The organism is Thermobaculum sp. T2p, assembly GCF_059335935.1.
The window spans coordinates 24,987-50,778 of record NZ_JANZYQ010000009.1 but is presented as its reverse complement, the minus strand read 5'-3'; the positions used below and the strand labels follow the sequence as shown (position 1 = coordinate 50,778).

General features: G+C 46.2%; 24 protein-coding genes and 1 other annotated feature. Of the genes, 15 read left to right on the top strand and 9 right to left on the bottom strand.

Translation table 11 applies throughout. The annotated features are described in order from the left end of the window. Nucleotides 1-37: 37 nt before the first annotated feature. The 4 genes from N2245_RS04935 to N2245_RS04920 all read right to left on the bottom strand — a co-directional run bounded on the left by N2245_RS04935 (nt 38) and on the right by N2245_RS04920 (nt 2,755). Nucleotides 38-559: a YkoP family protein gene (locus tag N2245_RS04935; RefSeq protein ID WP_494535622.1), complete on the bottom strand. Its 522-nt coding sequence runs from the start codon at nt 557-559 to the stop codon at nt 38-40. An 80-nt stretch (nt 560-639) separates the two neighbouring features. Next, entirely contained in the window at nt 640-1,359 is a 720-nt protein-coding gene (locus tag N2245_RS04930) for a glycosyltransferase family 2 protein (RefSeq protein ID WP_494535621.1), read from the bottom strand. Nucleotides 1,360-1,460: 101 nt separating this feature from the next. Beyond that, nucleotides 1,461-1,838 (bottom strand): regulatory domain protein, encoded by a 378-nt coding sequence (locus tag N2245_RS04925; RefSeq protein ID WP_494535620.1) that lies wholly within the window; start codon nt 1,836-1,838, stop codon nt 1,461-1,463. A gap of 26 nt (nt 1,839-1,864) precedes the next feature. Further along, on the bottom strand, nt 1,865-2,755 hold the full coding sequence (locus N2245_RS04920; protein ID WP_494535619.1) for a KaiC domain-containing protein: 891 nt from the start codon (nt 2,753-2,755) through the stop codon (nt 1,865-1,867). Nucleotides 2,756-2,857: 102 nt separating this feature from the next. Here N2245_RS04920 and N2245_RS04915 point away from each other — a divergent pair, with 102 nt between their 5' ends. The 7 genes from N2245_RS04915 to N2245_RS04885 all read left to right on the top strand — a co-directional run bounded on the left by N2245_RS04915 (nt 2,858) and on the right by N2245_RS04885 (nt 8,333). Then, nucleotides 2,858-3,790, top strand: a complete 933-nt coding sequence (locus N2245_RS04915; RefSeq protein ID WP_494535618.1) for a DMT family transporter — start codon at nt 2,858-2,860, stop codon at nt 3,788-3,790. 186 nt (nt 3,791-3,976) lie between these two features. After that, nucleotides 3,977-4,864, top strand: coding sequence for a polyprenyl synthetase family protein (locus tag N2245_RS04910; RefSeq protein WP_494535617.1), 888 nt, complete (start codon nt 3,977-3,979; stop codon nt 4,862-4,864). A 6-nt stretch (nt 4,865-4,870) separates the two neighbouring features. After that, entirely contained in the window at nt 4,871-5,479 is a 609-nt protein-coding gene (gene mobA / locus N2245_RS04905; RefSeq protein ID WP_494535616.1) for a molybdenum cofactor guanylyltransferase, read from the top strand. A 25-nt stretch (nt 5,480-5,504) separates the two neighbouring features. Then, nucleotides 5,505-6,311 (top strand): DUF2085 domain-containing protein, encoded by an 807-nt coding sequence (locus N2245_RS04900; protein ID WP_494535615.1) that lies wholly within the window; start codon nt 5,505-5,507, stop codon nt 6,309-6,311. A gap of 104 nt (nt 6,312-6,415) precedes the next feature. Next, nucleotides 6,416-7,417: a C39 family peptidase gene (locus N2245_RS04895; RefSeq protein WP_494535614.1), complete on the top strand. Its 1,002-nt coding sequence runs from the start codon at nt 6,416-6,418 to the stop codon at nt 7,415-7,417. Between the two features lie 3 nt (nt 7,418-7,420). Continuing rightward, a complete protein-coding gene (locus N2245_RS04890) occupies nt 7,421-7,861 on the top strand; it encodes a DUF4383 domain-containing protein (protein WP_494535613.1) in 441 nt (146 codons plus the stop codon). Between the two features lie 58 nt (nt 7,862-7,919). Beyond that, nucleotides 7,920-8,333, top strand: coding sequence for a DUF4383 domain-containing protein (locus N2245_RS04885; RefSeq protein WP_494535612.1), 414 nt, complete (start codon nt 7,920-7,922; stop codon nt 8,331-8,333). A gap of 51 nt (nt 8,334-8,384) precedes the next feature. Here the strand turns inward: N2245_RS04885 and N2245_RS04880 are convergent, their stop codons facing one another. The 3 genes from N2245_RS04880 to N2245_RS04870 are packed head-to-tail and all read right to left on the bottom strand — an operon-like array spanning nt 8,385 to nt 10,648. Then, on the bottom strand, nt 8,385-9,215 hold the full coding sequence (locus tag N2245_RS04880) for a DNA-methyltransferase (RefSeq protein WP_494535611.1): 831 nt from the start codon (nt 9,213-9,215) through the stop codon (nt 8,385-8,387). A 17-nt stretch (nt 9,216-9,232) separates the two neighbouring features. After that, nucleotides 9,233-10,048, bottom strand: coding sequence for an SPL family radical SAM protein (locus N2245_RS04875; protein WP_494535610.1), 816 nt, complete (start codon nt 10,046-10,048; stop codon nt 9,233-9,235). Nucleotides 10,049-10,102: 54 nt separating this feature from the next. Then, nucleotides 10,103-10,648 (bottom strand): NYN domain-containing protein, encoded by a 546-nt coding sequence (locus tag N2245_RS04870; RefSeq protein WP_494535609.1) that lies wholly within the window; start codon nt 10,646-10,648, stop codon nt 10,103-10,105. Between the two features lie 213 nt (nt 10,649-10,861). On the opposite strand from N2245_RS04870, the gene N2245_RS04865 reads away from it, so the two are divergent. Genes N2245_RS04865 through N2245_RS04855 form a run of 3 tightly spaced genes read left to right on the top strand, consistent with a single transcriptional unit; the run spans nt 10,862 to nt 15,296 of the window. Next, complete coding sequence (locus tag N2245_RS04865; protein WP_494535608.1) at nt 10,862-12,865, top strand: aldo/keto reductase; 2,004 nt, start codon at nt 10,862-10,864, stop codon at nt 12,863-12,865. A gap of 15 nt (nt 12,866-12,880) precedes the next feature. After that, entirely contained in the window at nt 12,881-14,542 is a 1,662-nt protein-coding gene (locus N2245_RS04860; protein WP_494535607.1) for an alpha-amylase family glycosyl hydrolase, read from the top strand. Beyond that, nucleotides 14,532-15,296 (top strand): HAD family hydrolase, encoded by a 765-nt coding sequence (locus tag N2245_RS04855; RefSeq protein WP_494535606.1) that lies wholly within the window; start codon nt 14,532-14,534, stop codon nt 15,294-15,296. The genes N2245_RS04860 and N2245_RS04855 overlap by 11 nt, the downstream gene beginning before the upstream one ends. Nucleotides 15,297-15,302: 6 nt before the next feature. Here the strand turns inward: N2245_RS04855 and N2245_RS04850 are convergent, their stop codons facing one another. After that, nucleotides 15,303-15,923 (bottom strand): CPBP family intramembrane glutamic endopeptidase, encoded by a 621-nt coding sequence (locus N2245_RS04850; protein ID WP_494535605.1) that lies wholly within the window; start codon nt 15,921-15,923, stop codon nt 15,303-15,305. 147 nt (nt 15,924-16,070) lie between these two features. Between N2245_RS04850 and N2245_RS04845 the strand changes: the two genes are divergently transcribed. Continuing rightward, on the top strand, nt 16,071-17,285 hold the full coding sequence (locus N2245_RS04845) for a hypothetical protein (protein WP_494535604.1): 1,215 nt from the start codon (nt 16,071-16,073) through the stop codon (nt 17,283-17,285). 70 nt (nt 17,286-17,355) lie between these two features. Here the strand turns inward: N2245_RS04845 and N2245_RS04840 are convergent, their stop codons facing one another. Then, the gene (locus N2245_RS04840) at nt 17,356-18,345 is read right to left on the bottom strand and encodes an endo-1,4-beta-xylanase (protein ID WP_494535603.1); all 990 of its coding nucleotides are present in this window, start codon (nt 18,343-18,345) and stop codon (nt 17,356-17,358) included. Between the two features lie 973 nt (nt 18,346-19,318). On the opposite strand from N2245_RS04840, the gene N2245_RS04835 reads away from it, so the two are divergent. The 4 genes from N2245_RS04835 to N2245_RS04820 all read left to right on the top strand — a co-directional run bounded on the left by N2245_RS04835 (nt 19,319) and on the right by N2245_RS04820 (nt 25,790). After that, entirely contained in the window at nt 19,319-20,152 is an 834-nt protein-coding gene (locus N2245_RS04835; protein ID WP_494535602.1) for a class I SAM-dependent methyltransferase, read from the top strand. Between the two features lie 123 nt (nt 20,153-20,275). Then, nucleotides 20,276-20,520, top strand: a binding site (T-box leader). Between the two features lie 45 nt (nt 20,521-20,565). After that, complete coding sequence (locus N2245_RS04830) at nt 20,566-23,241, top strand: valine--tRNA ligase (protein ID WP_494535601.1); 2,676 nt, start codon at nt 20,566-20,568, stop codon at nt 23,239-23,241. Between the two features lie 48 nt (nt 23,242-23,289). After that, nucleotides 23,290-24,537 (top strand): adenosylhomocysteinase, encoded by a 1,248-nt coding sequence (locus N2245_RS04825; RefSeq protein WP_494535600.1) that lies wholly within the window; start codon nt 23,290-23,292, stop codon nt 24,535-24,537. Beyond that, on the top strand, nt 24,537-25,790 hold the full coding sequence (locus N2245_RS04820; RefSeq protein ID WP_494535599.1) for an adenosylhomocysteinase: 1,254 nt from the start codon (nt 24,537-24,539) through the stop codon (nt 25,788-25,790). The genes N2245_RS04825 and N2245_RS04820 overlap by 1 nt, the downstream gene beginning before the upstream one ends. Nucleotides 25,791-25,792 lie beyond the last annotated feature (2 nt).

The following is a 25,792-nucleotide window of genomic DNA, read 5'->3' as shown; positions in this document are numbered from 1 at the left end:
TAAGTAAGAACAATAATTAGAAGCTACAGGCCAATTATCAGATGGGTGGAAAGCGATGAATGAGTTGGTCTTTACTCATCCAAACATTATGCGGCCAACCCTGTAGTACTAGTCTCTCTGCAGCCTTCCAGCCTTGTGGATGATAGATGGCCCTTAGACCGACAAAGAAAAAGAATCTGAACCTGTTCCATAAGTTATTCCTCAAAGGTAAGGCCGTAAACCCAATTCTGATACATGGTACTACAAGTAATGTAGTACCACGAACAGCCACAACGTCCGGTAGAGTTCCTAAAGCTATACGTGATGATAATACTCGCAGCTCCCTGCGCGCTTCTTTGATAAGTTCCCATGTGGAAGCTCCTTCTTGGAATTTACGACTTAAAATCGGATTATTCAAATGAAGGTCAATTACCCTGTCGCCAGGCATGACGACGGTACCATCGGGGAGAGATAAAGGACCTCCCTTATAAGTATTGACTTTATATGAGAGTATAGAGTCAGGGAATAACGGACGAAGCTTCCACCACCATATAGTAAACTTTTCCCACCAGAGCCACACGGATAAGGTTCCGACTGCCTTACCGCCGCCAGCTCAACCCAGGCGAACTAGCTGCCACAGGATACTCCAAAACAGCTTACCTAGTACACCCAGCGTCTTCCAAAACCAACGTGTGCCAACGCCCATCTTAGAAACATGGTGATCACTGCTAGGTGGAGAGGCAGCGTGTGTAACCTTCTTGGAGAAGTTGCTATCCAAGTCTCCATTATGTGGCAAGTAGGCACCCCCAGATTGATTATTCTCTCGAAGAGATTCTTATCCTCAGCTATTTCTAAGGATTCGTCGAACCCTCCCACCCTCCAGAAGAGCTCCCGGTCAAAATAACCCATCTGAGCTCGTATACCAAAATGCTTCTTGCCGTATTCCATCATATCGAAGAATAAACAGTCAATAAAATGGTTTGAATCAGCTTTTACTCTAATGCTACCTACAGGGTAGCCCATAGCTACATAGCGCATTACAGTGCCAATAAGGTTGGGAGCAGCATAGGAGTCAGCGTCCATAAATATCAGTATTCTGCCCTTAGCAAATTTGGCCCCAAGATTCTTTGCTCTTCCCCTACCTCGCAGGTTTTCACCAAGCAAAGAGAAATTAAGTCCTGTAAAGCGACTGGCACATACAGAAGCTACTTCGGAGGTACCGTCGGTTGAGCCATTGTCTACAACGACCACCTCTAACCTATTCAAAGGCCAATCCTGTTTGGCAATGGAAGAAACTGCCCTGCATATATATTTCGATTCATTTCTAGCAGGGATAACTACCGACACATCGAACTGACTAGTCGTGGAATACAATTGCATTCACACCAATTGAGTTTGGCAAGATTAGATTAGCTCACCAGACAAAATCTAGCCAGGGTGTAATCCCTGGCTGTTATAATCTCTTATAAGTCCTAAAACTTCTACAACTTCTCTATCTCGCCGGATTTCAGCAACTCATGAAAAGCAAGCTTGGCTATGCCACCAGCTACATGTGTTCTTAGGTCTTTCTGCTGCCTTTCCTCTTCTAGTTTTTCTAATACTTTCTCAGTATCTGCTCGAAGAACGTTATAGACCGTAGAGCTACTTATACCCAAAAATTCAGCGATCTCGTCTGCCGTTTTATTATAAAGTTCATGCAAAACCACTATATAGGAAGCCTCTATCAAAGAAGGCACCCAAGTTAGATTCCTGTACTCTACAAGCTTACGTAGGCCACCCACCACATCTATAGCCTTCAAATAAACCTTACGAACTATCTCATCCACATCTACATTGACTGGCTGCACTTCACCTGGCATCGTGACACCTCCTTATAATTTGGAAATCACCTCGTATCATTGGAGTAGATCGTTGATAAAGGAGGGCCTACCTTGACCAGCCCCAGATCACTTATCTCCAATATGTGAGTGGATTGATCATGCCCTGATAACCTGCACCCATCTATCCTAATGGTACGCACTACATCGCCTAGAGCAGCTTTATAAATCTTCTCCTCGTATGCTCGTTCAATGAGATGCTTGGAGAGCACAATAGTACAGTCTACAATATGTCCTACCGCATAACCTCCAGCTGCTTCAGCGGAAGTCTCCTCCTGTGCACTGCGCTTCTGGGTGACTAGGATTGCGGTCTGGTGCCATCGCTTCATCAGGTTATATACTTCCCTAACTATCCCACGGGCCATTATCTCACGGGCCTCATAAAGTCCGGTCACAGAATCGACAACTGTGTGGCGGATTCGATGTTGCTTATAGGCATAGGCCATGGTGGTAAGCAAACTGGGAAGATCCTCGCGTAATTGTGATCTGCTTGCAGCATCCAGCAGGTATATGGAATCTTGAATATCCTTCCATGGAAGCCCCATAGCGTTTGCCCTGAATTCGAGACTCTGACTTACAAAAGGTGCAGGGGTTTCAACAGTCACAAATAGGATTGGATTACCTAATGAAGCCTGCTTGACTACAAACTGCTCCCCCATCAGACTCTTCCCGGTGTCCGGCACACCTGTTAGGTTTACAACCGCCCCCTGCGGATACCCTCCCAAGTTACGCCTAACGGGGTGACCATTTTCAAAGTCAGCTATATAGAATAAGTTATCTAGGCCCTCGACCCCACTGGGCACACCTTGTATAGGCTCTGCATGTTTGATAGCCTCGGAAGCTATCTGCAAGGCATCCAGCATAGGTTCCGCTGATTGGGTTGAGCGTCTGTATGACATAGATCTACCTCCACCAGGAGTTATGTGGCAATTAGCGTAGTTTGAGATACAAACTGTAATTATGATGCTAGACGTGACACCCTGTACAATAAGGCGAATGTGATGCGCAACAGAACTGGCAAAACAAGCACAGGTGGTTATTTACTTGTTCTTTCAGCAGCAACCATATGGGCTACGATAGGTCCTGTCTACAAGCTAATAACTAGAAACCAACAAGTGCTACCCGCTCAGGCGGCGTTCCTACGCTGTCTGACTGGGTTCTTCTTCTTGCTAATTGTGCTAGCAATTTTTAGGCCGCAGGCACTCACTATAGATATCAGTGATCTACCTTTATTCCTTGCATTTGGCTCCATAAGCATTGCTGGTTTTTACCTGGCCTACGTGGAGGCAGTTAGCTTGTTGGGCGTAGCCTTAGCTGTAACATTGCTATATACATCCCCAGCATGGGTGACGATCCTAGGCTGGATTCTATTCGGAGAAAGACCAAGCAGACTCCAAATGATGGCATTAATATCTGCTCTTTTGGGATGTGCATTGCTCTCTGAGGTTTACGATACATCACAGCTAAGGATTAACCTCTTAGGCATAATTGCGGGCATTCTATCAGGGATAACCTATGCTGGATACACCATATTTGGACGCATAACTCTACGGAAATACGATCCACTAAGCTCCGTGGTATGGCCTATAGGTATAGGAGCTCTAATACTAGGTGCCTACTCTTACATTACTACAGGGGTGCCTACCCCATCCTTGGAAGCATGGGGATTAATCTTATACTTGGGAGTAGGCCCCACTGTAATTGCCATGGTGCTCTATATAGCATCACTAAATTACATACCAGGATCGTTAGCAAGCATAGTAGCTACCGCTGAACCACTTATAGCTATACTGATCAGCGTTACATTCATGGGGGAAAGACTCAACCTGATACAATCAATAGGAGGAACGCTGATACTATTAGCGGTTATTATGCTCCAAACAGGAAGCAGTAAATCAGAGAATATATCGCCAACTACCGAGGCCGCTTTGTAGAGTTCCAGCAATCGTTTTTTGATATCATCAAACAATATGAATAGGGTAGATAAAGATACAGAACAGCTAGACAAATACCTTCAAGATGTAAGGAACTACATTAAGCAGTTTCTAACCGATAATGGCCGAGAACCCAAAGAATTTTATAGCGCCATCCAATACCCAATGGGGTTACTGGATGAGCATATGTCACCTAGCAACAGCCAAAGCGGAAAAATGCTGCGTCCGCGCCTTTGTATACTGTCGTGCATGGCTGCTGGTGGAGAAGTAAGAAAGGCTATTCCGGCTGCAGCTGCAATCGAGATACTTCACAACTTCACGCTTGTGCATGATGATATCGAAGATCATAGTCCTAGTAGACGCCATGGACCATCCTTATGGAAGCTGATCGGGATACCGCTTGCACTCAATGCTGGAGACGGCATGTTCGTGATTTCTCATATGGTACTTCAATCCATGTTGGAGATAGGAGTCCCTGCGCAAACTGTCCTTACTGCTATCGACAACTTTGATCAGGCAGCACTTAGCGTATGCGAAGGTCAGCATATGGACCTAATGTTCGAGGCACGTGCAGAGGTATCATTGCAGGAATATCTTGCTATGATCAGCAGGAAGACTGGTGCTCTCATGGGGCTATCATGCTACCTAGGGGCATTAGTGGCAGGTAAGGAGGAGTGTGTTCTAGAACAATACAGACATTTTGGTGAAAATCTAGGGCTCGCTTATCAAATTAGAGACGACATCGCTGGCATATGGGAATCTTCGGAATCCACCGGTAAGAGAGAACTAGAAGATATATTTCGGAAAAAAAAGAGCTACCCCATAGTCAAAGCAATGGAGGTCTTGGAGGGGAACGAAGCGGAGCGACTAAGGCAAATCTACGCGAACGAGTCTATTACAGACGAAGAAGCCTTTTGGGTAAAAGAAACGCTCAAAAACAGGGGTATCATGCAGGAAGGTATAGAAAAAGTCCATGAGTACCTAAGTCGGGCTATGGCAGCTTTACAGCAGGCAGGGGCATCTGGCGTGGCCATGCAAAGGCTTCAAGTCTTTGTAGAATCACTATCAATGTAAGCAGCTATGAGCAACCCAACCGATATCACTGGCCTCGTACTTGTAGGTGGTAAATCCAGAAGAATGGGTATTAATAAGGCCCTAATAGAACTCACCCCTGGCGGGCCCAAGGTTATACAGACCGTAGCAGATAAGCTCAAATATATATGCCATGAAGTAATTCTTGTAGGCTCACAATTAGAACCTTATAGATTCCTGAACCTCCCACAGGTTCCGGATGAATATCCTAATGCTGGCTCTCTAGGAGGTATATACTCAGGACTTAAAGCGGCATACAGCGATTATGCCATTGTAGTCGCATGTGACATGCCCTTTTTAAACACGGACCTCTTGAAGTACATGATATCCCTACCAAGGGACTACGATGTCCTTATACCTGTTCTAGATGAACCAGAACCCATGCATGCAATCTACTCTAAAAAGTGCCTACCCTGGATAGCCCAGAGCATAGAATCTGGAAGCTACAGGATAATAGGGTGGTTTGACCGCGCGAAGGTTAAATATATACCTAGAGAAACCATAGCAAGATTTGATTCAGACTTCATGTCATTCTTCAACATGAACACCCCTGAAGAGCTAGAGTTTGCCAAGAGCTACATGAACAGGAAAATCTAAATACCTGATATACTCTCCCAGAAAGATGTTTAGCTCAATCACGCTGGTCAAGACCAACCGCTACTTGTTGGCGGGCACAATAGCTTCACTACTACTTATATTCCTGCTAGGATCCAGTTTCCTGGATCAAGCCAAGATATTCCACATGCTCAGGTGGTTACATTCTGGACTAGATTACCATCCAGATAACTCTCATTCAATAATGCTTGGAGGATTTCCAAGCGTAGTATGTGCACGTAATACAGGTATTTATGTGGGCACGTTGACCGTGTACCTCTGGTCTTTACTGTCCTCGAGAACTAGGTTATTCGGTTTTCCTAGCCTGAGGATCTCCATGATCCTGGCATCTTTCGTAGTTCTCATGGCCATAGATGGCTTCAACTCCTTAGCTAACGATCTAGGCATATCAACCCCTTATAAAACCACAACGCTCACTAGACTTGGTACTGGACTGCTTATGGGAACAGCTGCAGGATGCTTCTTGGTACCAGTCTTGAATGGGATGTTATGGAAGGAATCTAGCAACAAACCTTTCGTAGATAACACCCGTAGCCTAGCTAGTTTACTATGTATGCAAGTCCCGTTATTCCTAATAGTAGCGCTGAAGTTGGACTTCTTTGCCTTACCGCTCGCCCTAATAACAACTATGGCGACTATTGTTTTATTCGCCACTATCAACCTGATATTCATAGTGGCCATCTTTAACAGGCTCAATAAAGCACGAAACCTATTAGATATACTTCCGGAGATCTCAATTTCGGTCTTGCTCTCCCTCGGAGAGCTGTCTATGGCAGCAATATTCGTTCCCAGGTTCCTACTTAGGCTCGGATAATGACCCAGATTGCGCAACATAAGCTGATTCAGATATTGATACAGTTACTAGTCGCATTAACGACAGCTGTCTTGAGTCCTGTCAACGTGCACGGAGCACTAGTTATGCCCGACAGCTATATCAGCGAGCCTAAGACTAGAGATATCAACAAACCTTCCCTGCAAAGGATTCCCAACTCATGGCATCTCAGTGGCATTCCTTATCAGAAGCAATGGGAAAACAACTGTGGCCCAGTTACCACGAATATGGTGCTTGGGTTCTATGGAATTAGACTAAGCCAGGCATACACTGCCAGCAAGCTTCGCCCTCGTAGGGATGATGTCTCTGTTTCTGGTCTGGAGATGGTTAACTTCTCAAAGATCGAGTATGGGTTCCAGGGGGATGTAGGTTACGGCGGATCACTGAAAACTATAGAGGCTCTTATATCTAACAATATTCCGGTAATAGTACTACAACCCTTTACCCCCGGGTCTGATATTAACCACTTTAGAGTTGTCAGCGGATACAACAGAGCAAACCGCACCTTTGTTGTACAAGACTCCATCCTTGGCAAAGACTTGATTTGGACCTACGGCTATTTCTTGAACCTTTGGAAACAAAGAGGAAGAATCTATATAGTAATCTATCCCCCCAGTAAGGCGAAGATTGTAAAGCAGATAAGAAATAGATACGATCTACCTAGAAAGAGACTACAATCATCAGAGCTGGAGATGGCTCAAAAAGCCGTTAGACAAGCACCTCAGGACCCTTGGGTGTGGTTGAATCTTGGCAGAGAACTTTACTACTCAGAAAAGTACAAAGATTCATACGTAGCTTGGAGCAAAGCTCTATCCTTGGGGTTGCCAAGAAGAGCCCTCTGGTATATGCCCTGGCCTGTTTACCTGCTTAACAAGCTAGGGTTAAACAAACAGGCCATAGCCTTGGCAAATCAAGCTCTTCAAACCATACCTGCATCTTCTGAGCTTTACTATGGTCGCGCCATAGCGTACGAAGCCATTGGGAATAACCAGGCAGCTTTGAAGGATCTACGTACGGCTCTTGCCTATGCACCATACCACCCGTATTATAGGCAGGCACTAAGGGAGTTCATGAGGAGGTACAGATAGTCTGTGATCTTATGCTGGATTCTTAGCTTGTTGTCAGGAGCAGGGTACATAAGTTTATCTATTCTTCAAATGATGCCTCCCCTGATAAAACAAGGCCCTTGGGGCATAAAAGGACCACTTGCAGGAGACCTTTTCGGACTACTGTCTACGAATCTCTATCTAGCGATACTCCATCTACTAATCGGTGTAATAGCTTTGGCTAGCTCGAAGAGCTACAAAACTTCTCGAAACTTTTGCCTCTATGGCGGATTATTCCTCGCAGCTTTGTTCATATTTGGACAAGCAAACCAGCGCATACCAACACTAGGGGGGTATTTGCCTCTTGATCTATCTCAGGATGCAGTACATCTTCTAAGTTCTACCCTCTTGCTTTCAGCATACATAGTTAGTAGAGCTATGGGAGCAAATAATTTAGAGCAAGATATTGCTATTAGGCACGATTAGTGCTACTCCTTCAGTAGAGGGTTCTATCCCCTCAAAAAGACGGGAAGGAGGTGAAATTATGGCTCCCGTTCAAACATTGGCGTTGGTCTTTGGAATCATCTATACAATAGTAGGCATAGCTGGGTTTATTCCTGCCCTTATTACAGGTAACCCTCCAGCTAACGCCATGGGCCCTGACAGTCTGTCAGGCAACCTACTAGGTATCTTCGCAATCAATCTTTACCATAGCATCGCACATCTGGTGATAGGACTGATAGGTCTAGGAGTTTATCGAAACTTCTCCGCATCCAGGACTTATGCACTAGTAGTAGGAATCATCTACGCACTCCTCTTCATACTTGGAATTATAGGTGTAGATTTTGGTGGACTTATTCCCATGAACATGCCAGATCACATTTTGCATCTGGTAACGGCGGTAATATTCCTGGTAATTTACTATCAGTCCGCTAGGAGTGCACCGGCTACGACCTAGGGCCGAAAGCACATCAGATTCCAAAGACCAGCCAGTAGGGGGTGGGAATTCCTACCCCCTACCTTCATGCTGAGCTAGATAGTCAAGCAAGGTATACTCTACTCTGGCCAAAGCACCAATAGCTCTCAGCCTCTTTATACATACTTCAACGGCCTCTGAAGAGGAATCCATACCTATCCATTGCCTACCCAGCTTGTGGGCCACTACAAGAGTGGTTCCTGACCCACAAAATGGGTCCAGCACTACATCTCCTTCATCACTCGAGGCCAGGATTATGCGCCGCAGCAGTTCTTCAGGCTTCTGACTAGGATAACCTGTTCTCTCAGGAGACATAGGGTTGACTATAGGTATAAACCAGACATCATCTAAAACTTTCCCTAGGGGGTGCGGATAATAATGTTTTCCAGAACGAGCGCGTATACCTGAACGTGCGTAGCCACTAGTATTTGCATAAGGCTCACGAACAGCATCTGTATTGAACTTATAGTTTCTAGTTTTATGATACACGAGAATATTATCGTGCTTATGGGGAAAATGACGGTTCCCCCTTCCACCTCCAGTGTAATGCCATATAATCTCGTTCTGGAAATTCCTGGCACCAAATATATCATCCATCAACAGGCGGACGTAGTGTACGCTCCTTCTATCTAGATGAAGGTAAAATGTACCCTCATCCGACAAAACCCTATGTATTTCTTGCAACCTTGGAGACAGCCACTCAAGATAATGGTCTATACCTTGCCAGACATCATTGTATCTACCATTCTCATCAACCCTGATCCTATTCGTACGAAAGGGAGGATCAGCATAAACAAGAGTAACAGATCCGCTAGCCAGCTTCTTGAGAAAAGATAAATTATCTCCGAGATATATAGTTCCCATCGAGGGCAAGTATATACTTACGAGCGGACTTTATCTATCTCCAATCTACGGTTCCGCCAATGTACCCTCTCAGCGCCTAATACCTCAATGAGAGTTTCCGCTACTAGTCCAGGATAAGATGCATCAAGGAAGCGCTGGAGATGATTATACTTATAGAGCTCTAGCCCATAGCCAACTACCTTAGGAAAACGAATAGGGTCTATATATACTGCGTCAACAGCATTCGATAGCAAATCAGCCAGTTTATAGGGATCACATGGCAACAAAGGAGATATAGAAGCACCGGTACGTATACCCGAAGACTTCAGTGCCCTTAGAGCTTCAAGCCTCCTAGGGATGGACGGTGCGTGAGGTTCAAATATTTTCCTAATATCATCATTATCCGTAGTTATGCTAATGTAGACTTCTAGTCTGTCCCCGAAGGACTTCAGCAAGTCAATATCATCTACAACAAAGGGTGATCTTGTGTGGATGTGGATCCTATTAGGTCCTGGCATCATGGATAACATGACTTCAAGACAGGCTCTAGTCAGTCTGTACTGCCTTTCAACTGGTTGATAAGGATCAGTCGCCGAAGAAATAAACACAGAAGCGAAAGCTAATTTTCGGGACGACTTATAGACTAGCTCAGGAGCATTTATCTTAGGTCTCACCCACTTGCCCCAGGAAGCTTCAAGCTGATCGTCATGGGTAAATTCCTTGGCATAGCAATAAGAACATCCAAAGGCACAACCACGATACGGGTTTAGACTGTAGGAATAGCTACCACTAAGAGCTCCCACCTTTTGAGGAGTAAGAATACTTCGAGCTTCAGAAGCGGTAATCCTTGGCATATATGTACCCCTCCAAGAACAATGCGTGAAAATTATAGCACACAAGTTCTCAGATTACCACTGGTCTCGAAAGTTCTTGGGAGCTCCTATCTCCAAGTCCTCAACACACAGCATGATCCAATCATCACGGTTGAAGAATATACAGCGTTTACATACGGAAAAGGACCGAAGTTTGGATACCCTGGTCTTGGATGGCTTTGGATCCGACTGAGGAGAATATTCCTCGGAATTTCTGGATCTAGGTCTAATAGCATCTAGTAACTTCTCCACCGACCAAACTTTCGGACCTCTTTGCAAAGTTCGAGTACGTAACTGAGAGTCATTAGTGACTACTAAATCGTCTGACTTGGCCATGTTAACTATGAAATCGTCGGCTGAATGTCGACCGGAGTATATCACCTTTATCCTACTATTAGACTTAAACCCTCTAGATGGAGGACCATCAAAAACAACTACTATCTGATATGCAGCTAGCTTGGATGCCTTGCTAAGCAGCTGCACTAGCTGTAGTCGAGCCTTGTCAGCCCCACTTCTCTCAATAGATCTCAAATAAGGATCACATCTTATAACGTTGTATCCATCCACAATCATTCTAGACATCTTACACAGCATACCAACAGATACTACACTCGATTCAACCCCCATAAATAAAGGTGACCCTTCGAGACAATGCAAAGCTCAGAATCCCAATCTGTCAGTTGTCAAGTATAAGCCCAATATCAGTTACCAGTTACCTTGTACCCAGAGCATACGTTATAGTATTGCTTAGTTTCGAAGATCACGATTCCGTTACTACGTCAGAGGAGGTAGATCTTGAGCAGGATACTCAGATGGGGGATATTAGGCACTGGACGTATAGCTGGGATATTCGCACGAGGCGTACAGGACTCGGTCTCGGGTAAACTTGTTGCCATTGGCAGCAGATCAGGAGAATCCGCAAGCAGGTTCGCACAAGAGTTTAACATCCCCAAGGCTCACGCATCCTACGAAGAGCTGCTTGCTGATCCAGAGGTTGAAGCAGTTTATATAGCTACACCACACCCTATGCATGCCCAATGGGCTATTAGAGCAGCTGAAGCTGGCAAGCATATACTTTGTGAGAAGCCTCTTGCATTGAATCACGCTGAAGCTATGGCGATAGTAGAGGCAGCTAAGGAACACGATGTCTTTCTGATGGAAGCCTTTATGTACAGATGCCATCCTCAGACTGCTCGAGTAGTTGACATGATCAAAGATGGTACTATTGGCCATGTTCGAACGATACAGGCTACTTTCAGCTTCGATGCAGGAAGCAATCTAGAAAGCAGGCTGCTGAGGCAAGATCTAGGTGGCGGAGGCATCTTAGATGTGGGATGCTACTGTACATCAATGGCACGTCTCATAGCCGGTGTAGCCCTAGGGAAAGACTTTGCAGACCCCATAGAGCTCAAGGCCGTAGGGCATATCGGCGAAGAATCCAGAGTTGACGAGTACACAGCCGCAGTGCTGCAGTTCCCCGGAGAAATCATAGCTCAGCTTGCCACAGGAGTACGGGTGAAACAGGAGGATGGAGTCAGAATCTACGGCTCAGATGGATGGATACACATACCTGAGCCATGGATTCCGGGACCAAATGGCGAACCCACAAGCATATTCCTATATAGGAAGGGTCAGAGCACCCCGGAAGAGATCGTAGTTGATCCTGGTAGCCCGCTTTATGCTATCGAGGCGGACACAGTTGCTTCTCACATAGAAGATAGACAGGCTCCTTCGCCAGCTATGACATGGGAAGATTCTCTTGGAAACATGCGTACGCTCGACATGTGGAGAGAACAAATAGGCATGGTCTACGACAGCGAGCGACCCGAAGCAAATACGCTCCCAGTTCACGGCCGCCCCCTGAGGATCCGACCTGATAACAAGATGAAATATGGACATGTCCAAGGTATAGATAAGCCTATCTCGAGGCTAGTGATGGGTGTGGACAATCAACGCACCATGCCCCACTTAGCAGTTATGCTGGATGATTTCTTTGAGAGAGGTGGGACTTGCTTCGATACAGCTTACATATACATGGGAGGTCTATCTGAAAAGCTGCTTGGACAATGGGTGAAGAACAGGGGCATTAGAGAGCAAGTAGTTATTGTAGGGAAGGGAGCACACACTCCTTATTGTGATCCAGAAAACCTAACAAAGCAACTGCTGGAAAGCCTCGATAGGCTGCAGACAGACTATATAGATCTATACTTTATGCACCGAGACAATCCCGAAATACCTGTAGGTGAATTTGTAGAGGTGCTCAACGAGCACCTTCGAGCAGGTAGGATAAGAGCTTTTGGGGGTTCAAACTGGACGATACAGAGGGTGGAAGAGGCAAACAAGTACGCGAGAGAGCATGGATTGACAGGGTTTGCAGCGGTAAGCAACAACTTTAGCCTTGCCAGGATGATAGAGCCACCCTGGGCAGGATGTATCTCGTCCTCTGATCCAGAATCTCGAGCATGGTTCGAGCGCAACCAGATGCCGTTGTTCTCGTGGTCTAGTCAGGCCCGAGGTTTCTTCACAGGCCGCGCTCGTCCAGATGACTTCTCAGACCCTGAGTTAGTACGTTGCTGGTATAGCGAGGACAACTTCCGTCGTCTGGAGCGAGTCAACCAGCTGGCTAGGGAGAAAGGTGTAGAGCCAATAAACATAGCCCTTGCATATGTACTATCTCAACCTTTCCCCACGTTTGCGCTGATAGGTCCAAGAACACTCTCTGAAACGCATTCTTCCTTAAAGGCTCTGGAGATAGAGCTCACCTCAGAAGAGGTAAGGTGGCTCAACCTTGAAGCCTAAATAAGGAGAGCAAGAATGAGCGCTGAAGAAAAGAGATATCTTTGGTGGCAGAAGGGCATCATCTACCAGATCTATCCCAGGTCGTTTATGGATAGTAATGGCGATGGTATAGGTGATTTACCAGGTATAACTAGCAAACTAAGCTATCTGGAATGGCTAGGTGTAGATGCCATATGGATATCACCAATCTATCCCTCACCCATGGCAGATTTTGGCTATGATGTCGCTGATTATACCGACATTCACCCTATATTTGGGACACTGGAAGATTTCGATAGGTTGGTGGAAAAAGCCCACTCAATAGGGCTCAAAGTTATTCTAGACTGGGTGCCAAACCATACATCTGATGAGCATCCTTGGTTTATTGAATCAAGATCCTCGAGAGATAATCCCAAGCGCGACTGGTACATATGGCGAGATCCTGCTCCAGACGGAGGCCCACCTAACAACTGGCAGAGTGTATTTGGGGGAAGTGCTTGGGAGTATGATGAACGCACAGGGCAATACTACTACCATGCATTTTTAGCTAAACAACCAGACCTTAATTGGAGAAATCCAGAAGTACAAGAGGCTATGTTAAATACGTTAAGGTTTTGGTTTGACCGGGGGGTAGATGGTTTTCGGGTAGACGTGATGTGGCATCTTATAAAGGACGACCAGTTTCGGGACAATCCCATCAACCCTGACTACAAACCTGGAGCTTACCTGAAGAACTTGCCCGAGGGCACTCGGCTTCCTCAGGAGATCATAGAGATGGCCGAAGCTCAGATGAAATACCTACCGGTCTATAATACTGATCGACCTGAGGTACACGACATTGTAAGAAAGATTAGACAAGTGGCAGATGAATACCCAGAAAGGGTCATTATTGGAGAGATTTACTTGCCAGTCGAGCGTTTGGTGAAATACTACGGAGAGCACGGCGACGGTGCCCATATGCCTTTCAACTTCCAGCTCATACTTTTACCATGGAAAGCAGACGAGATTGCCCATGCTATAGATAGCTACGAGGCAGCTCTACCTCCCAACGGATGGCCCAATTGGGTACTCGGCAACCATGATAACCATCGGATTGCCAGCCGAGTTGGCAGAGATCAAGCCAGAGTGGCCGCAATGCTTCTCCTTACACTTAGAGGTACTCCCACTATGTACTATGGCGATGAGATAGGGATGCAAGATGTTAGAATCCCCCCTGATAGAGTTCAAGACCCCGTAGAAAAGAGATTCCCCGGGCTTGGGCTTGGCCGAGATCCCGAGCGAACGCCGATGCAATGGGATAGTGGCCCCAATGCGGGTTTCACAACCGGCACCCCATGGTTGCCTATTGCCGACGACTACAAAGAGTATAACGTAGAGGTGGAGAAGAACGACCCTAAATCTTTCCTATCGCTATATCGAGCACTTATAGGACTAAGAAGAGCCGAGCCTGCATTACATGTAGGAAGTTACAAATCTCTACCTCGTAGCGGCGATCTGATAGCATACGAGCGAGCATATGGGCAGCAGCGCTTTATTGTGGTACTTAACCTAGGGAACCAACCACAGACATACACAGAGCTGGGTGACATACCCTGCCAAGTGGTACTATCAACACATATGGACAGGCATGGAGAGAAAGTTAGCAGAGAGGTCAATCTAAGAGCTAATGAAGGAGTGATCTTGCAGGTTGAACGGTAATCGATCAGATACAAAAGTAGTGCTGTTTGACCTCGACGATACGCTATTTGATCATAGAGGCACTACCTTAAGAACACTTGAAGCGCTAAGGAAAAAGCATAAAGAACTAAGGACCAGAACCCTCCAGGAGCTTGAGACCAAATACTCCGATCTCTTGGAGGATATTTGGCTAGATGTACTTCGTGGCAAACTGTCCGTGGAGGAATCACGCATAATTCGTTTCCAATTACTCGTAGAGTGGTGTGGGAACAAAATAGATAGAGAAAAAGCGGAACAATTCGCAACAGAATATCGCCAACTCTATCTAGATCTTAGAACTCCGGTGGAAGGAGCTTTTGAACTTCTATCCTATCTACACCAAGGTGTCAAGATCGGGGTAGTAACGAACAACTTCGTTCAGGAGCAGCGTGACAAGCTTCTGTGCTGTGGGCTCAATCATCTCGTAGACTTCATGGTGACTTCGGAGGAAGTTGGTGTTCCCAAGCCCGAGCCTGATATATTCCAGACAGCACTTAAGATAGCCAACTGCAAAGCCCACCAGGCTGTTATGGTGGGAGACGTATGGGAAACGGATATCATCGGTGCTACAAGAGTAGGCATAAGAGGGGTCTGGTTCAATAGGCTTGGGCTTTCCTGTCCAGATACATCTTTGGCTGCGGAGATAAGATCTCTGGTCCCGGCGAGAGAGATAGCAGATACGATTCTCTCTGCTCCAATACCTCACAATACGGATGCCATCAGAAGTCATAGATAAGGATTATTACAAGCTATGGACAGTCCCACCTATAAGTAAGAAGGTTATCGTATTACTCAATGTGTGGACCAGCAAAGTACCAGCTATTGTTTTGTGGCGCAGCACCTGCCATCCCCAAATAAGTCCCCAACATAGCACTATTACAAGCATCCACCACCTACCCTCTAAGAGGTATCTCAGGTGTCCACCAGCAAAAAGGAAAGCCTGTAGTACTATTGCCCAGCTACTATCAATACCAATCTCACAGAGATAACCTAATAGAAAGCCTCTAAACAGAACTTCTTCTATAAGCGCAGCCGTAAAGAAGCTATTTAATAACACAATTGGTACTGCCGTCAGAGGCAAAAAAGATATGCCTCCTAGCAGTAAGTAGGCTTCACCTACTCCTTCGGCTAGAGCTAGCAGCAAGAGTAAGCATCCCTCGACTAAGGCTCCCTGTAAGTCCCCTGACTGCAAGAAGAAATTTTTCAATCTGTCCCTAGCAATGAAAACCATAACTGGCAATATGGAGTAAGAAGACACTAGATAGACCCCAAATGCCAAATCCTGATTTAGCGGTGCTATCAACTGTCTCAACACTAACCTGATAAGGAGAGCCAAGACCAATAAGAAAGTAAAAGACCTCATCAATCAACAATCTTCTCCCAACGCCGTTTATGGAGAGTATAGTTGTATCCTCTAGCCCCAGGCAACGTCTCTTGTTGAAATCCGTCAGCTAGGTTACCATTTACGCATCCTTTGTTTCGTGTTACTGCAACTAAATGGAGACAAAAAATGCATAGAAGACAATTTATTAAGATGTCCATAGCTGCTACCATCTCACTCACTCTTATGCCCTGGGGTAAAGCATCAGCAGGATCGAGTATAAAGAGTTCCATCAATAGAGCCTATAGCTTTATTGATTCAATGATGGATCTCTACACTCGTGGTGACCAGCTCAGGCTTATACAAAGCTATAAAGGAGGATACCTAGGTAGCATAGGTTTTGACCCGGCTTTCACCTACGATAATGCATTAGCCATAATTGCCTATCTATCAAGAGGGCTCAGCAGAGATAAGAGACGAGCAACTATCTTAGGGGATTCTCTGCTGTACGTGCAAGAACACGACCCTATTGGAGATGGCAGGATACGTGATGCTTATGAACCATCACAACTACTTCTGGAGGATGGTACACCTAACATTGCTTATCGCTGGGGGCAAGGCGGTAGCACTACAGGTAATCAGGCTTGGATTGGGTTAGCATTCTTATGGCTGTACTTAACTACTAAACAGGGAAGGTTCCTCCAAGCTGCACAGCGTATTGGAATATGGATACTAGAGAACACCTATGACACAAGAGGTACAGGTGGATATATGGGTGGTATTGATGCAGACAATAACTTACTTACATGGAAATCTACAGAGCACAACATAGATACATACTCGCTTTTCAAGTCACTATATAAGATATCAGGCAATATCAATTGGAAAAATGCCGCAGACCATGCCTATAACTTCATTATATCCATGTGGAATGAGGAGGGTGGATTCTTCTGGACTGGCACCGAAACTGATGGTACCACTACTAATACTTACCCCATACCTGAGGATGTGCAAACATGGAGCTATCTAGCTATCCAAGAGTCCCAATTCCAGCAGTCCATAGATTGGGCTGCAGAAAGCCTAGCAGCTCAGGATTCAATATTTCGCGGTGTGAGCTTCAGCACCGCAGATACTAGTAAAGTGTGGTTCGAAGGTACGGCTCACTTGGCATTAGCTTTCAATCATCGTGGCGCTGCGCAGGACCTGAAGCAATCAGCATCGCTGATCCAATACATACAACTGGCTCAAGAAAAAGCTCCTAACACAGACGGTAAAGGCATAGTAGCAGCCAGTAGCGATGGGCTCCAGACAGGGTTTGGATATAGTTACTACGCATCCTTACATATTGGTGCCACATCTTGGTACTGCATTGCGGCCAACCGCTCTAATCCATTCCAGCCATAAACCGTAAGTGAAAACCCTAGGTGCAGTTGATCAACTGCACCTAGGGGGAGCACTAAGACAATAGCTATGATTATTCGTTCCTATAATGTTTGCCCTGAGGTCGACCTGAACGCTCAGCAAGTTCATCCTTCAAAGCAAAATACGCTGGTTTCGGCTGATAATTCTCATCAAATATAGTGGCAGCCCCTTGTCCTTGGAAGAATCCGGGTATCCATGAGTGCGCATCGGTGAATCCCCACACCGTGAAAGATACGCATCGTCGTACATTCAGACAAGCATCCATGAGTCGACGGTAATACTCAGCCTGTGTAGCAAGTTTCTCTTGGGTAACAGGTAGAATCATGCACACATCCACCTCAGACAGAGCCACATCCAATCCCAGATCAGCAAATCTCTGAATATTCTGTTGAATATCCCCAGGAAATCCATACTGTATGCCGAGATGTCCTTGAAATCCCACGCCATCGATAGGCACACCTGCTTCCTTGAGACTCTTCACCAGCTCGTACATTCCATTGCTCTTAGGCCCGATCCACTCAATGTTGTAGTCATTGATGTAGAGTTTGGCATGTGGATCAGCCTCGTGCGCCCATTGGAAAGCTTTGGCTATGTAATCCGGACCAATAGCCCTAAGCCATATGCTATCCCTTAGGGTACCATCTTCATTCAGGGGCTCGTTCACTACGTCCCAAGAATACACCTTGCCCTTGAAATGCCTTACAACATCATAGATGTGCTGTCGCAGTATTTCCTCCAGCTCCTGGTTGGTAAAGTTACCATTTGTCAACCAGCTGGGCAGTTGGTTATGCCAGACGAGTGTGTGCTCTCTCACTATCTGACCATGCCGCCGTGCAAAATCTACGAGCTGATCTGCTGGCTCAAAATTTAGCTGACCACGTATGGGCTCAATAGTATCCCATTTCATGACATTTTCTGGGGTAACACTATTGAATTCTCTGACCACCACCAGCTGATATTGTTCTTCATTAGAAAGAGCATTTACATCTACCGCTGTTCCAATACTAAGATGAGTTCTTGCTGCATAGTCTCGAAGACCCAATAGCTTTGCTCTCCTTCAATATCTTTCCGTAAATCAACGCCTTTATCATTAATGCTGTTCATAAGATCCCCTGCTTGTATGCTGAACGAAGTATATAGGCTATACTCGCACCCACTGTAGTCTAAACCTTTTGAGATTCACTAAGTCTTTAATTGCCACAATGAGACAAAACAGAAGGATTGGTAATTTCAAATATAATTTGATCTATATATCTACAAATACAGTCATTGCAATAGTTTATTTGGGCTACCAAAATAGCTGGCAAAGTACATTCCTTCAGCACCCACATAAATCTTCCCACTCGAACCATTGACAAGCCATATCAAATGGATAAAGCCTAATCTATGTGTACCTGAACGTATATTCGTTGCAGTGGAGGCAGGAGCGCTAGTTTGCACACTCGATGGTGGCCTTAAACGGCAAGACAGAAGACTAGACTCACTCTAATTCATACAATCTAGCCATACATCATTTAGCACTTAACAGGCTATACTCAGCTGCAGGAGATGGAATATCGCTACTTAGTAGGGAATGCAACGAAAGCAGAGATGTTAGCAATAGAGATCAAATGATGGACTACAACACCGTTACCTGTAGGGTCTGGCTGTAGACTCTGTAGATCCAGATGCTATCTTAGTTTCCAGTGCAAGTACTTATAGTGAGGGGCACAGCTTGCAATCAGCAAGATCTTTTATATACAGACGAGAGGCAATTCGCATTGGCAAATGATTACACAAGGTCTACCAAGCTAAGAGGTACAATAGTTTGGAGGTTAGCTGCAGATCCTTCTAAGGCACACACTTTCTATGCACTAAGTAACAAATGTCTTTACATGTCAGAATATGCTAGTAAATCTTGGCAAGGAATCCATACTCTCATCTTATATTAAGAAAATCTGGCATGCTCTAGCTTGTTATAGGCTCTGATTAGCAATGATTCTTAAGGTTTTTATTACATATCATAGAGAAAATAGATGAAATGGAAAGAATCGGCAATCGAGAAACACAATAGAATGGTGAGAGAAGAAAGACTTCAGGCAGAAAGGGTACGTACTGATATTGAAACCCCATCCGACATATGGCATGCGAGAGCCCATCGATTCCGACCTAACAATCGAGAGAAGGATAAAGTAGTAGACATATTAGCCGAACTGGCAGGCGCAGATGGCAAAGTTATAGACGTTGGTGCTGGTGCTGGAAGAATAGCAGTTCCTTTATCTCAACTTGTGAGAGAGATAGTAGCAGTTGAGCCATCACCTGCTATGCGATCAGCGCTCGAAACAGAGATAAAAGTTCATGATATCAAGAACATACAAGTTATACCTTCAACATGGCAAGAGGCGAATGTAGAACCGGCAGAAATCGTACTTGCATCGCATGTCACTTATGGCATTCAGGACATAGAACCTTTTCTACGAAAGATGAATGACAAAGCCCTGAAAAACGCTGTAATTGTAGTTTATGCCAATCCACCACAAAGCGCAATAGCACCGTTTTGGGAATACATATACGGGGAACCAAGATTACCCCTTCCGTGCCGAAAAGAGCTAATAGACGTCCTAGTAGAACTTGGATTTAAGCCAGAAATAGTCGAGTTGCCACCTTATCCTGTCCAACCGCTTGGTAATCCAGAAGAAGCATTCACAGAACTTAGACGTAGGTTATTCATAGGGCAAGGTCACCCTTTGGAAGAACGTCTTCGTGCTGCTATGAATGCTTTGACTATACAACGCGATGGTTTGATATGGCCTCGAGATGCTCAGCCTAATGAGCGATCGATGATAATATGGCAACCAGAAAGCATATAGGCCAGTATTTATAAGAAAAGAAGCAGCTTTACGTTTGTAATTGACAGCTGCTGAAGCAGCACCACATGAGTAGAAATACATTGACATGCCTTGCTATCATCGGTAGAATTGAAACACGGATGTTCAAAGGCGTTGACCGAGAGGAGTAAGCGGATTAAGCGCCAGACAGAGAGGACGAGTCATCGGCTGAGAGCTCGTCGGGGGAAAGCAATCCGCTGAACGTAGCTCGCGAGCTGCTGGTTCGAACGCAGCAAATAGGCTGTTAGTAGGGCCAGACGGGCAAGCCCGTTATAGCGATAATGAGGGTATAGGAGATTCCTCCTATGCCGAACCAGAGGTGGTACCACGGTACGCCCACCGTCCACTGGACGTGTGGGCGGTTTTTATTTAACACCCTCTAGGGAGGCGACAATATGCAGATTTCTGAGCAGGAGATGGCTAAAGCTTACGAACCACGCGCAGTAGAATCACGTTGGTACGATTGGTGGGACAAACAGGGTTACTTTACGCCCAAGATAGATCCGACACGTAAGCCCTTTACGATCATCATGCCTCCGCCCAACGTAACTGGGGAGCTACACATGGGACATGCTCTCTTCGTCACTGTTGAGGATATTCTCACTCGCTGGCGCAGGATGCAGGGATATCCAACGCTGTGGTTACCAGGCGCCGATCACGCTGGCATAGCGGGACAGTGGGTAGTTGAAAAGGAGCTTGCTGCCGAAGGACTTACACGCCACGATCTAGGCAGAGAGAAGTTCTTGGAGCGCACATGGGACTGGATGAACCGTTATCGAGGTAGGATAAGAGAGCAGCTTCGCATACTAGGGGCTTCGTGCGATTGGTCCCGCTTTAAATTTACAATGGATCCTGGCCCCTCAAGAGCAGTGCGCACCGCTTTCAAGAGACTCTACGACGAGGGTCTCATCTATCGTGGGAAACGCATGATCAACTGGTGCCCACGATGCATGACAGCTCTATCTGACCTCGAAGTTGATCACGAAGAGGTGAAATCTCACCTTTGGACGCTACGCTACCCAATAGACGGTACTGACCAGTTTATAGAGGTTGCTACGACGCGTCCTGAGACTATGCTAGGAGATACGGCCGTCGCTGTTCATCCCGATGACGAGCGATATAGAGGGATCATTGGCAGAACGGCCACATTACCAATAATTGGACGTAAGCTACAGATCGTAGCGGATGAGCTAGTCGATCCCGAGTTTGGCAGCGGCGCGGTCAAGGTCACACCAGCACACGATCCTACCGACTTCGAGATAGGGCAGAAGCATAACCTACCTGCAGTCAACATCTTGAACCTAAATGGAACCCTCAATGAGAATGCGGGCCCCTTTGCTGGTCAGACAATACAGGAGGCTAGAAATAATGTAGTCCGCAGGCTTGAAGAAGAAGGATTCCTGGCACGGGTAGAAGATTATACCCATTCAGTAGCGATATGCGATCGGTGCGAGTCTGTAATCGAGCCTATTATCAGCGAACAATGGTTCCTTCGAATGGACACGCTCAATAAACCTGCGCTCGAAGCCGTTCGTAATGAAATCGTGCGCATGATTCCCGATCGCTTCAAGCAGATTTACATCAACTGGGTCGAGAATGAGCACGATTGGTGCATCTCGCGTCAGCTATGGTGGGGACACAGAATACCGATATGGTACTGTCTAGACTGTGGCCACACGATGGCTACTGATCAAGAGACTCTTGATCGATGCGATAAGTGTGGTAGCACTCATATAGAACAGGATCCAGACGTTCTTGATACATGGTTTAGCTCCGCTCTGTGGCCAATCAGCACCCTTGGATGGCCTGATGATACAGATGACCTGCGGTATTTCTATCCTACATCGGTAATGGAGACCGGATACGACATTATATTTCTATGGGTACACCGCATGATCTTTATGGGATTGCACTTTATGGGCGAAGTGCCGTTCTTTGATGTCTACTTCCACGGCACAGTACGGGACGAAAAAGGCCAGAGGATGAGCAAAACAAAGGGAAACGTGCTGGATCCCACAGAGATCACAGAGCAGTATGGAAGTGATGCCTTGAGGTTTGCTCTCATAACGTCGGCCCCAGCTGGTTCGGACATGAAGCTGGGAATCCAGCGCGTAGAGGCTATGCGCAACTTCGCCAACAAGATCTGGAATGCTACCCGCTATGTTATTCGAGCTTGTGAAGATAGCCAGATAGAGACAAGTCCTGATGGAGATCCACTGCCAACGAGGTTAGAGGATACAACACTTGCTGACAAGTGGATCATCAGCCGTTTGCATAGGACCATAAGAGATGTCACCAATATGATGGAGCGTTACCAGCTCCATGAGGCGGGGAGGAGACTCTACGACTTCATTTGGTCTGAGTACTGTGACTGGTATATAGAGTCAACAAAAGTCGTACTTGCTGGAGATAATGAGCCCGCAAAACGGGCCGCGAGACAGACACTAGTATACGTCCTCGAAAGAGCACTTAGACTACTTCACCCCTATATGCCCTTTGTAACAGAAGAGTTATGGCACTACCTGCCACATAAAGGTGAATCCATAATGATAGCCAACTGGCCAGAGGCAGGAGATATAGATAGCGAGGCAGAACGTCAATATGAACTCGTAACAGATATCATCAGAGCAATCCGTAACGTTCGTGCCGAAAGAGATGTGCCAACTAACCGGCTTGTGAGCGCTATGATAATCGCAGGTAACGATGCAAATATCCTGCGGGAGCAAGCACCCATTATCAGCAGGTTGGCAAGGGTTGATCAATCTCAGCTTAGGATAGAGTCCGAGGGCGATGTGCCATCAGAAGATGTAGTAACGCTAGTCATAGGAAACACTCGAGTCTACTTGCCCCTAGCAGGGCTGATAGACATAGAAGAGGAACGTAAGAGGCTAACCCAAGAGCGAGACAGAACCTTGGCAGAGGTCGAGAGAGTTCGCAACCTACTCTCAAACGAGCAGTTCACATCTAGAGCTCCTGAGCACGTCGTTCAAAGAGAACGGGACAAGCTCACGGCGGCGGAAGAAAGACTAAGAACACTGGATGAGCATATACAAAGGTTGGGCAATAGCTAGAACACCGAGTCCACAGCAGCAATCAAAACAATAATACTGGAGGCCATCATGAGTATCTCTCCGGATGTCAACTTGATAAAAGAAGGTGAACACAAAATCGAATGGGTAGCCCAGCACTCTCCCGTGCTTAACCGCCTGAGAGATACAATCCTGAACGATGGGACTTTCCAAGGCAAGCGCTTGGCATTGTGTGTACATCTGGAGGCTAAGACTGCTTATTTAGCGACTATACTAGCCGACTGTGGCGCAGAAGTGGTCGTTACTGGATCTAACCCTCACTCGACAAAAGATGATGTATGCGCAGCTCTGGCAAGTCGGGGCATCAAGGTCTATGCCAAGCAGGATTGTCCTCGAGAGGTATGGGAGAAACACCTACTAAATACTATCGACACAGAACCTGAGATCATAATAGACGATGGAGCAGAACTTGTAAGCAGGCTTATTACACACAGGCCTCACTTAGCAGATAAAGTCATAGGATCTTCTGAACAGACAACTACGGGAGTAATCAAGTTGCGGGCTATGGAAAAAGATGGAGTACTTCCATGGCCCGCAATTGCAGCCAATGATGCTATGTGCAAACACATGTTTGATAACCGCTACGGCACCGGACAGTCAGCTATAGGGGCGATTCTAAGCTCAACTAATCTACTCATGGCAGGTAGGAAAGTAGTGATCATAGGATATGGTTGGTGTGGAAGAGGACTCGCACGCTATGCAGATGGCATGGGGGCAAGAGTCATTGTCGTAGAAGTAGATCCAGTAAAGGCTCTTGAAGCTGTAGCCGACGGATTCCGAGTGATGAACATGCAGGAAGCAGCTCGAGAAGGCGAGTTCTTCATAACAGCTACGGGGAACATCGACGCCATACGCAAGGAACACTTCGAAGTCATGCAAGATGGTGCTCTAATTGCTAACGCCGGACACTATGAGCATGAGATAAACCTTCAAGATCTAAGCAGCATAAGTGTGAGCGTCCAAGAAGCCAGGCCCTATATCAAGGAGTACAAGCTGCAAGATGGGCGTAGAATACACGTAATAGCAGAAGGAGAACTTGTGAATCTAGCGGCAGGCGATGGGCATCCAGTAGAGATCATAGACCTGACATTTGCAGTACAGGCACTATCCGCCCATTACGTAGTCAAGCATAGAGACAAGCTACAGCCAGGAGTACATAACCTGCCAGAAGAGATCGATAAGAACATAGCGAACACCAAACTAGAGACCCTTGGTGTAAAGCTCGAGGGGCTGACCCAGAAACAGCAGCAATATCTCAATTCCTGGAGGACATCATAATGATATCCAATGAATCCATAATAAAAGACCCATCTCTAGCGCCTAGCGGTGAAAGAAAAATACAGTGGGTTGATCAACACTCCCCTGTATTGAATGCTCTGCGCGAGAAATACCTGAACAAGGAGTCCATAGGCGGGCTTAAGATAGGAATCATCGTACCTTTAGAGGCCAAAACCGGTTTTCTGGCAACAGTGCTGGCAGATGCCGGAGCTCAGGTAGTAGTCACAGGTACAGGGCCAGCCTATGTTCAGGACGATGTAGCAGCCGCTTTAGTCGCTAGAGGTTTGAGGGTTTACGCGATATCAGGGGTATCAGATAATGAATTCCGAAAGTACCTGGAGAAGGTACTAGATTTTCAACCCGATGTCTTGATCGACGACAGGGCTGAGTTCGTTCGCATGCTGCACACTGACTATCAACACCTATTGTCCACAGTTAGAGGAGCTTCCGAGCAAACCACCTCAGGAGTAACTAGGCTCTTAGCAATGCAGAAGCAAGGAGTATTAAAACTACCAGTAATAGCTGCCAACAACGCTATGTGTAAGCACTTTTTTGATAACCGCTATGGCACTGGGCAATCCGTGTGGACCGCGATAATGTCAGCCACCAACCTGTTCATCGCGGGAAGAGAAGTAGTAATCGTAGGGTACGGGTGGTGCGGTAAAGGGCTTGCACGCAGGGCTAAAGGCCTAGGCGCGAGGGTAACTGTTGTAGAGGTGGATCCGGTGAAGGGTCTCGAAGCCTGGGCAGATGGATTTGAGGTACATCCGTTGGAGGAGTGCGCTTCTTACGGGGATATATTTATCACATCCACGGGTTCCCCGCATGCGATAGACACCCAGCATATTGAACAAATGAAAGATGGTGCCATTTTAGCTAATGCAGGAGGCTTGGATGATGAAATTAACGTGAAAGGACTGGAAACCATCGCAAAGGAAAAGAGGGAAGCGCGTAAGTACATTACTGAGTATGTGCTCACAGATGGTAGACGTATACATTTACTTGCTGATGGTTTCCTAGTAAATCTAGTCGCTGGAGACGGGCACCCAGTCGAGATAATAGACATGACATTTGCAGTACAGGCACTCGGAATGAGGCACGTAGCTCTGTACTTCGATCAATTGGGGCCAGGAGTTCACAATTTCCCCAAGGAACTGGACGAAGAAATAGCAAGACTAAAACTTAAGTCTCTTGGCATGGGAGTGGGATCTCTTACTGAGGAGCAGATCAACTACCTTCATAGCTGGAGATAGCT

Coding starts and splice junctions, on each gene's coding strand:
- N2245_RS04885 (WP_494535612.1), top strand. CDS start 7,920: ATGGCTCCCGTTCAAACATTGGCGTTGGTCTTTGGAATCATCTATACA.
- mobA (WP_494535616.1), top strand. CDS start 4,871: ATGAGCAACCCAACCGATATCACTGGCCTCGTACTTGTAGGTGGTAAA.
- N2245_RS04875 (WP_494535610.1), bottom strand. CDS start 10,048: ATGCCAAGGATTACCGCTTCTGAAGCTCGAAGTATTCTTACTCCTCAA.
- N2245_RS04850 (WP_494535605.1), bottom strand. CDS start 15,923: ATGAGGTCTTTTACTTTCTTATTGGTCTTGGCTCTCCTTATCAGGTTA.
- N2245_RS04900 (WP_494535615.1), top strand. CDS start 5,505: ATGTTTAGCTCAATCACGCTGGTCAAGACCAACCGCTACTTGTTGGCG.
- N2245_RS04820 (WP_494535599.1), top strand. CDS start 24,537: ATGATATCCAATGAATCCATAATAAAAGACCCATCTCTAGCGCCTAGC.
- N2245_RS04835 (WP_494535602.1), top strand. CDS start 19,319: ATGAAATGGAAAGAATCGGCAATCGAGAAACACAATAGAATGGTGAGA.
- N2245_RS04830 (WP_494535601.1), top strand. CDS start 20,566: ATGCAGATTTCTGAGCAGGAGATGGCTAAAGCTTACGAACCACGCGCA.
- N2245_RS04930 (WP_494535621.1), bottom strand. CDS start 1,359: ATGCAATTGTATTCCACGACTAGTCAGTTCGATGTGTCGGTAGTTATC.
- N2245_RS04925 (WP_494535620.1), bottom strand. CDS start 1,838: ATGCCAGGTGAAGTGCAGCCAGTCAATGTAGATGTGGATGAGATAGTT.
- N2245_RS04870 (WP_494535609.1), bottom strand. CDS start 10,648: ATGTCTAGAATGATTGTGGATGGATACAACGTTATAAGATGTGATCCT.
- N2245_RS04845 (WP_494535604.1), top strand. CDS start 16,071: ATGCATAGAAGACAATTTATTAAGATGTCCATAGCTGCTACCATCTCA.
- N2245_RS04860 (WP_494535607.1), top strand. CDS start 12,881: ATGAGCGCTGAAGAAAAGAGATATCTTTGGTGGCAGAAGGGCATCATC.
- N2245_RS04910 (WP_494535617.1), top strand. CDS start 3,977: ATGTCACCTAGCAACAGCCAAAGCGGAAAAATGCTGCGTCCGCGCCTT.
- N2245_RS04915 (WP_494535618.1), top strand. CDS start 2,858: ATGCGCAACAGAACTGGCAAAACAAGCACAGGTGGTTATTTACTTGTT.
- N2245_RS04895 (WP_494535614.1), top strand. CDS start 6,416: ATGCCCGACAGCTATATCAGCGAGCCTAAGACTAGAGATATCAACAAA.
- N2245_RS04920 (WP_494535619.1), bottom strand. CDS start 2,755: ATGTCATACAGACGCTCAACCCAATCAGCGGAACCTATGCTGGATGCC.
- N2245_RS04825 (WP_494535600.1), top strand. CDS start 23,290: ATGAGTATCTCTCCGGATGTCAACTTGATAAAAGAAGGTGAACACAAA.
- N2245_RS04880 (WP_494535611.1), bottom strand. CDS start 9,215: ATGGGAACTATATATCTCGGAGATAATTTATCTTTTCTCAAGAAGCTG.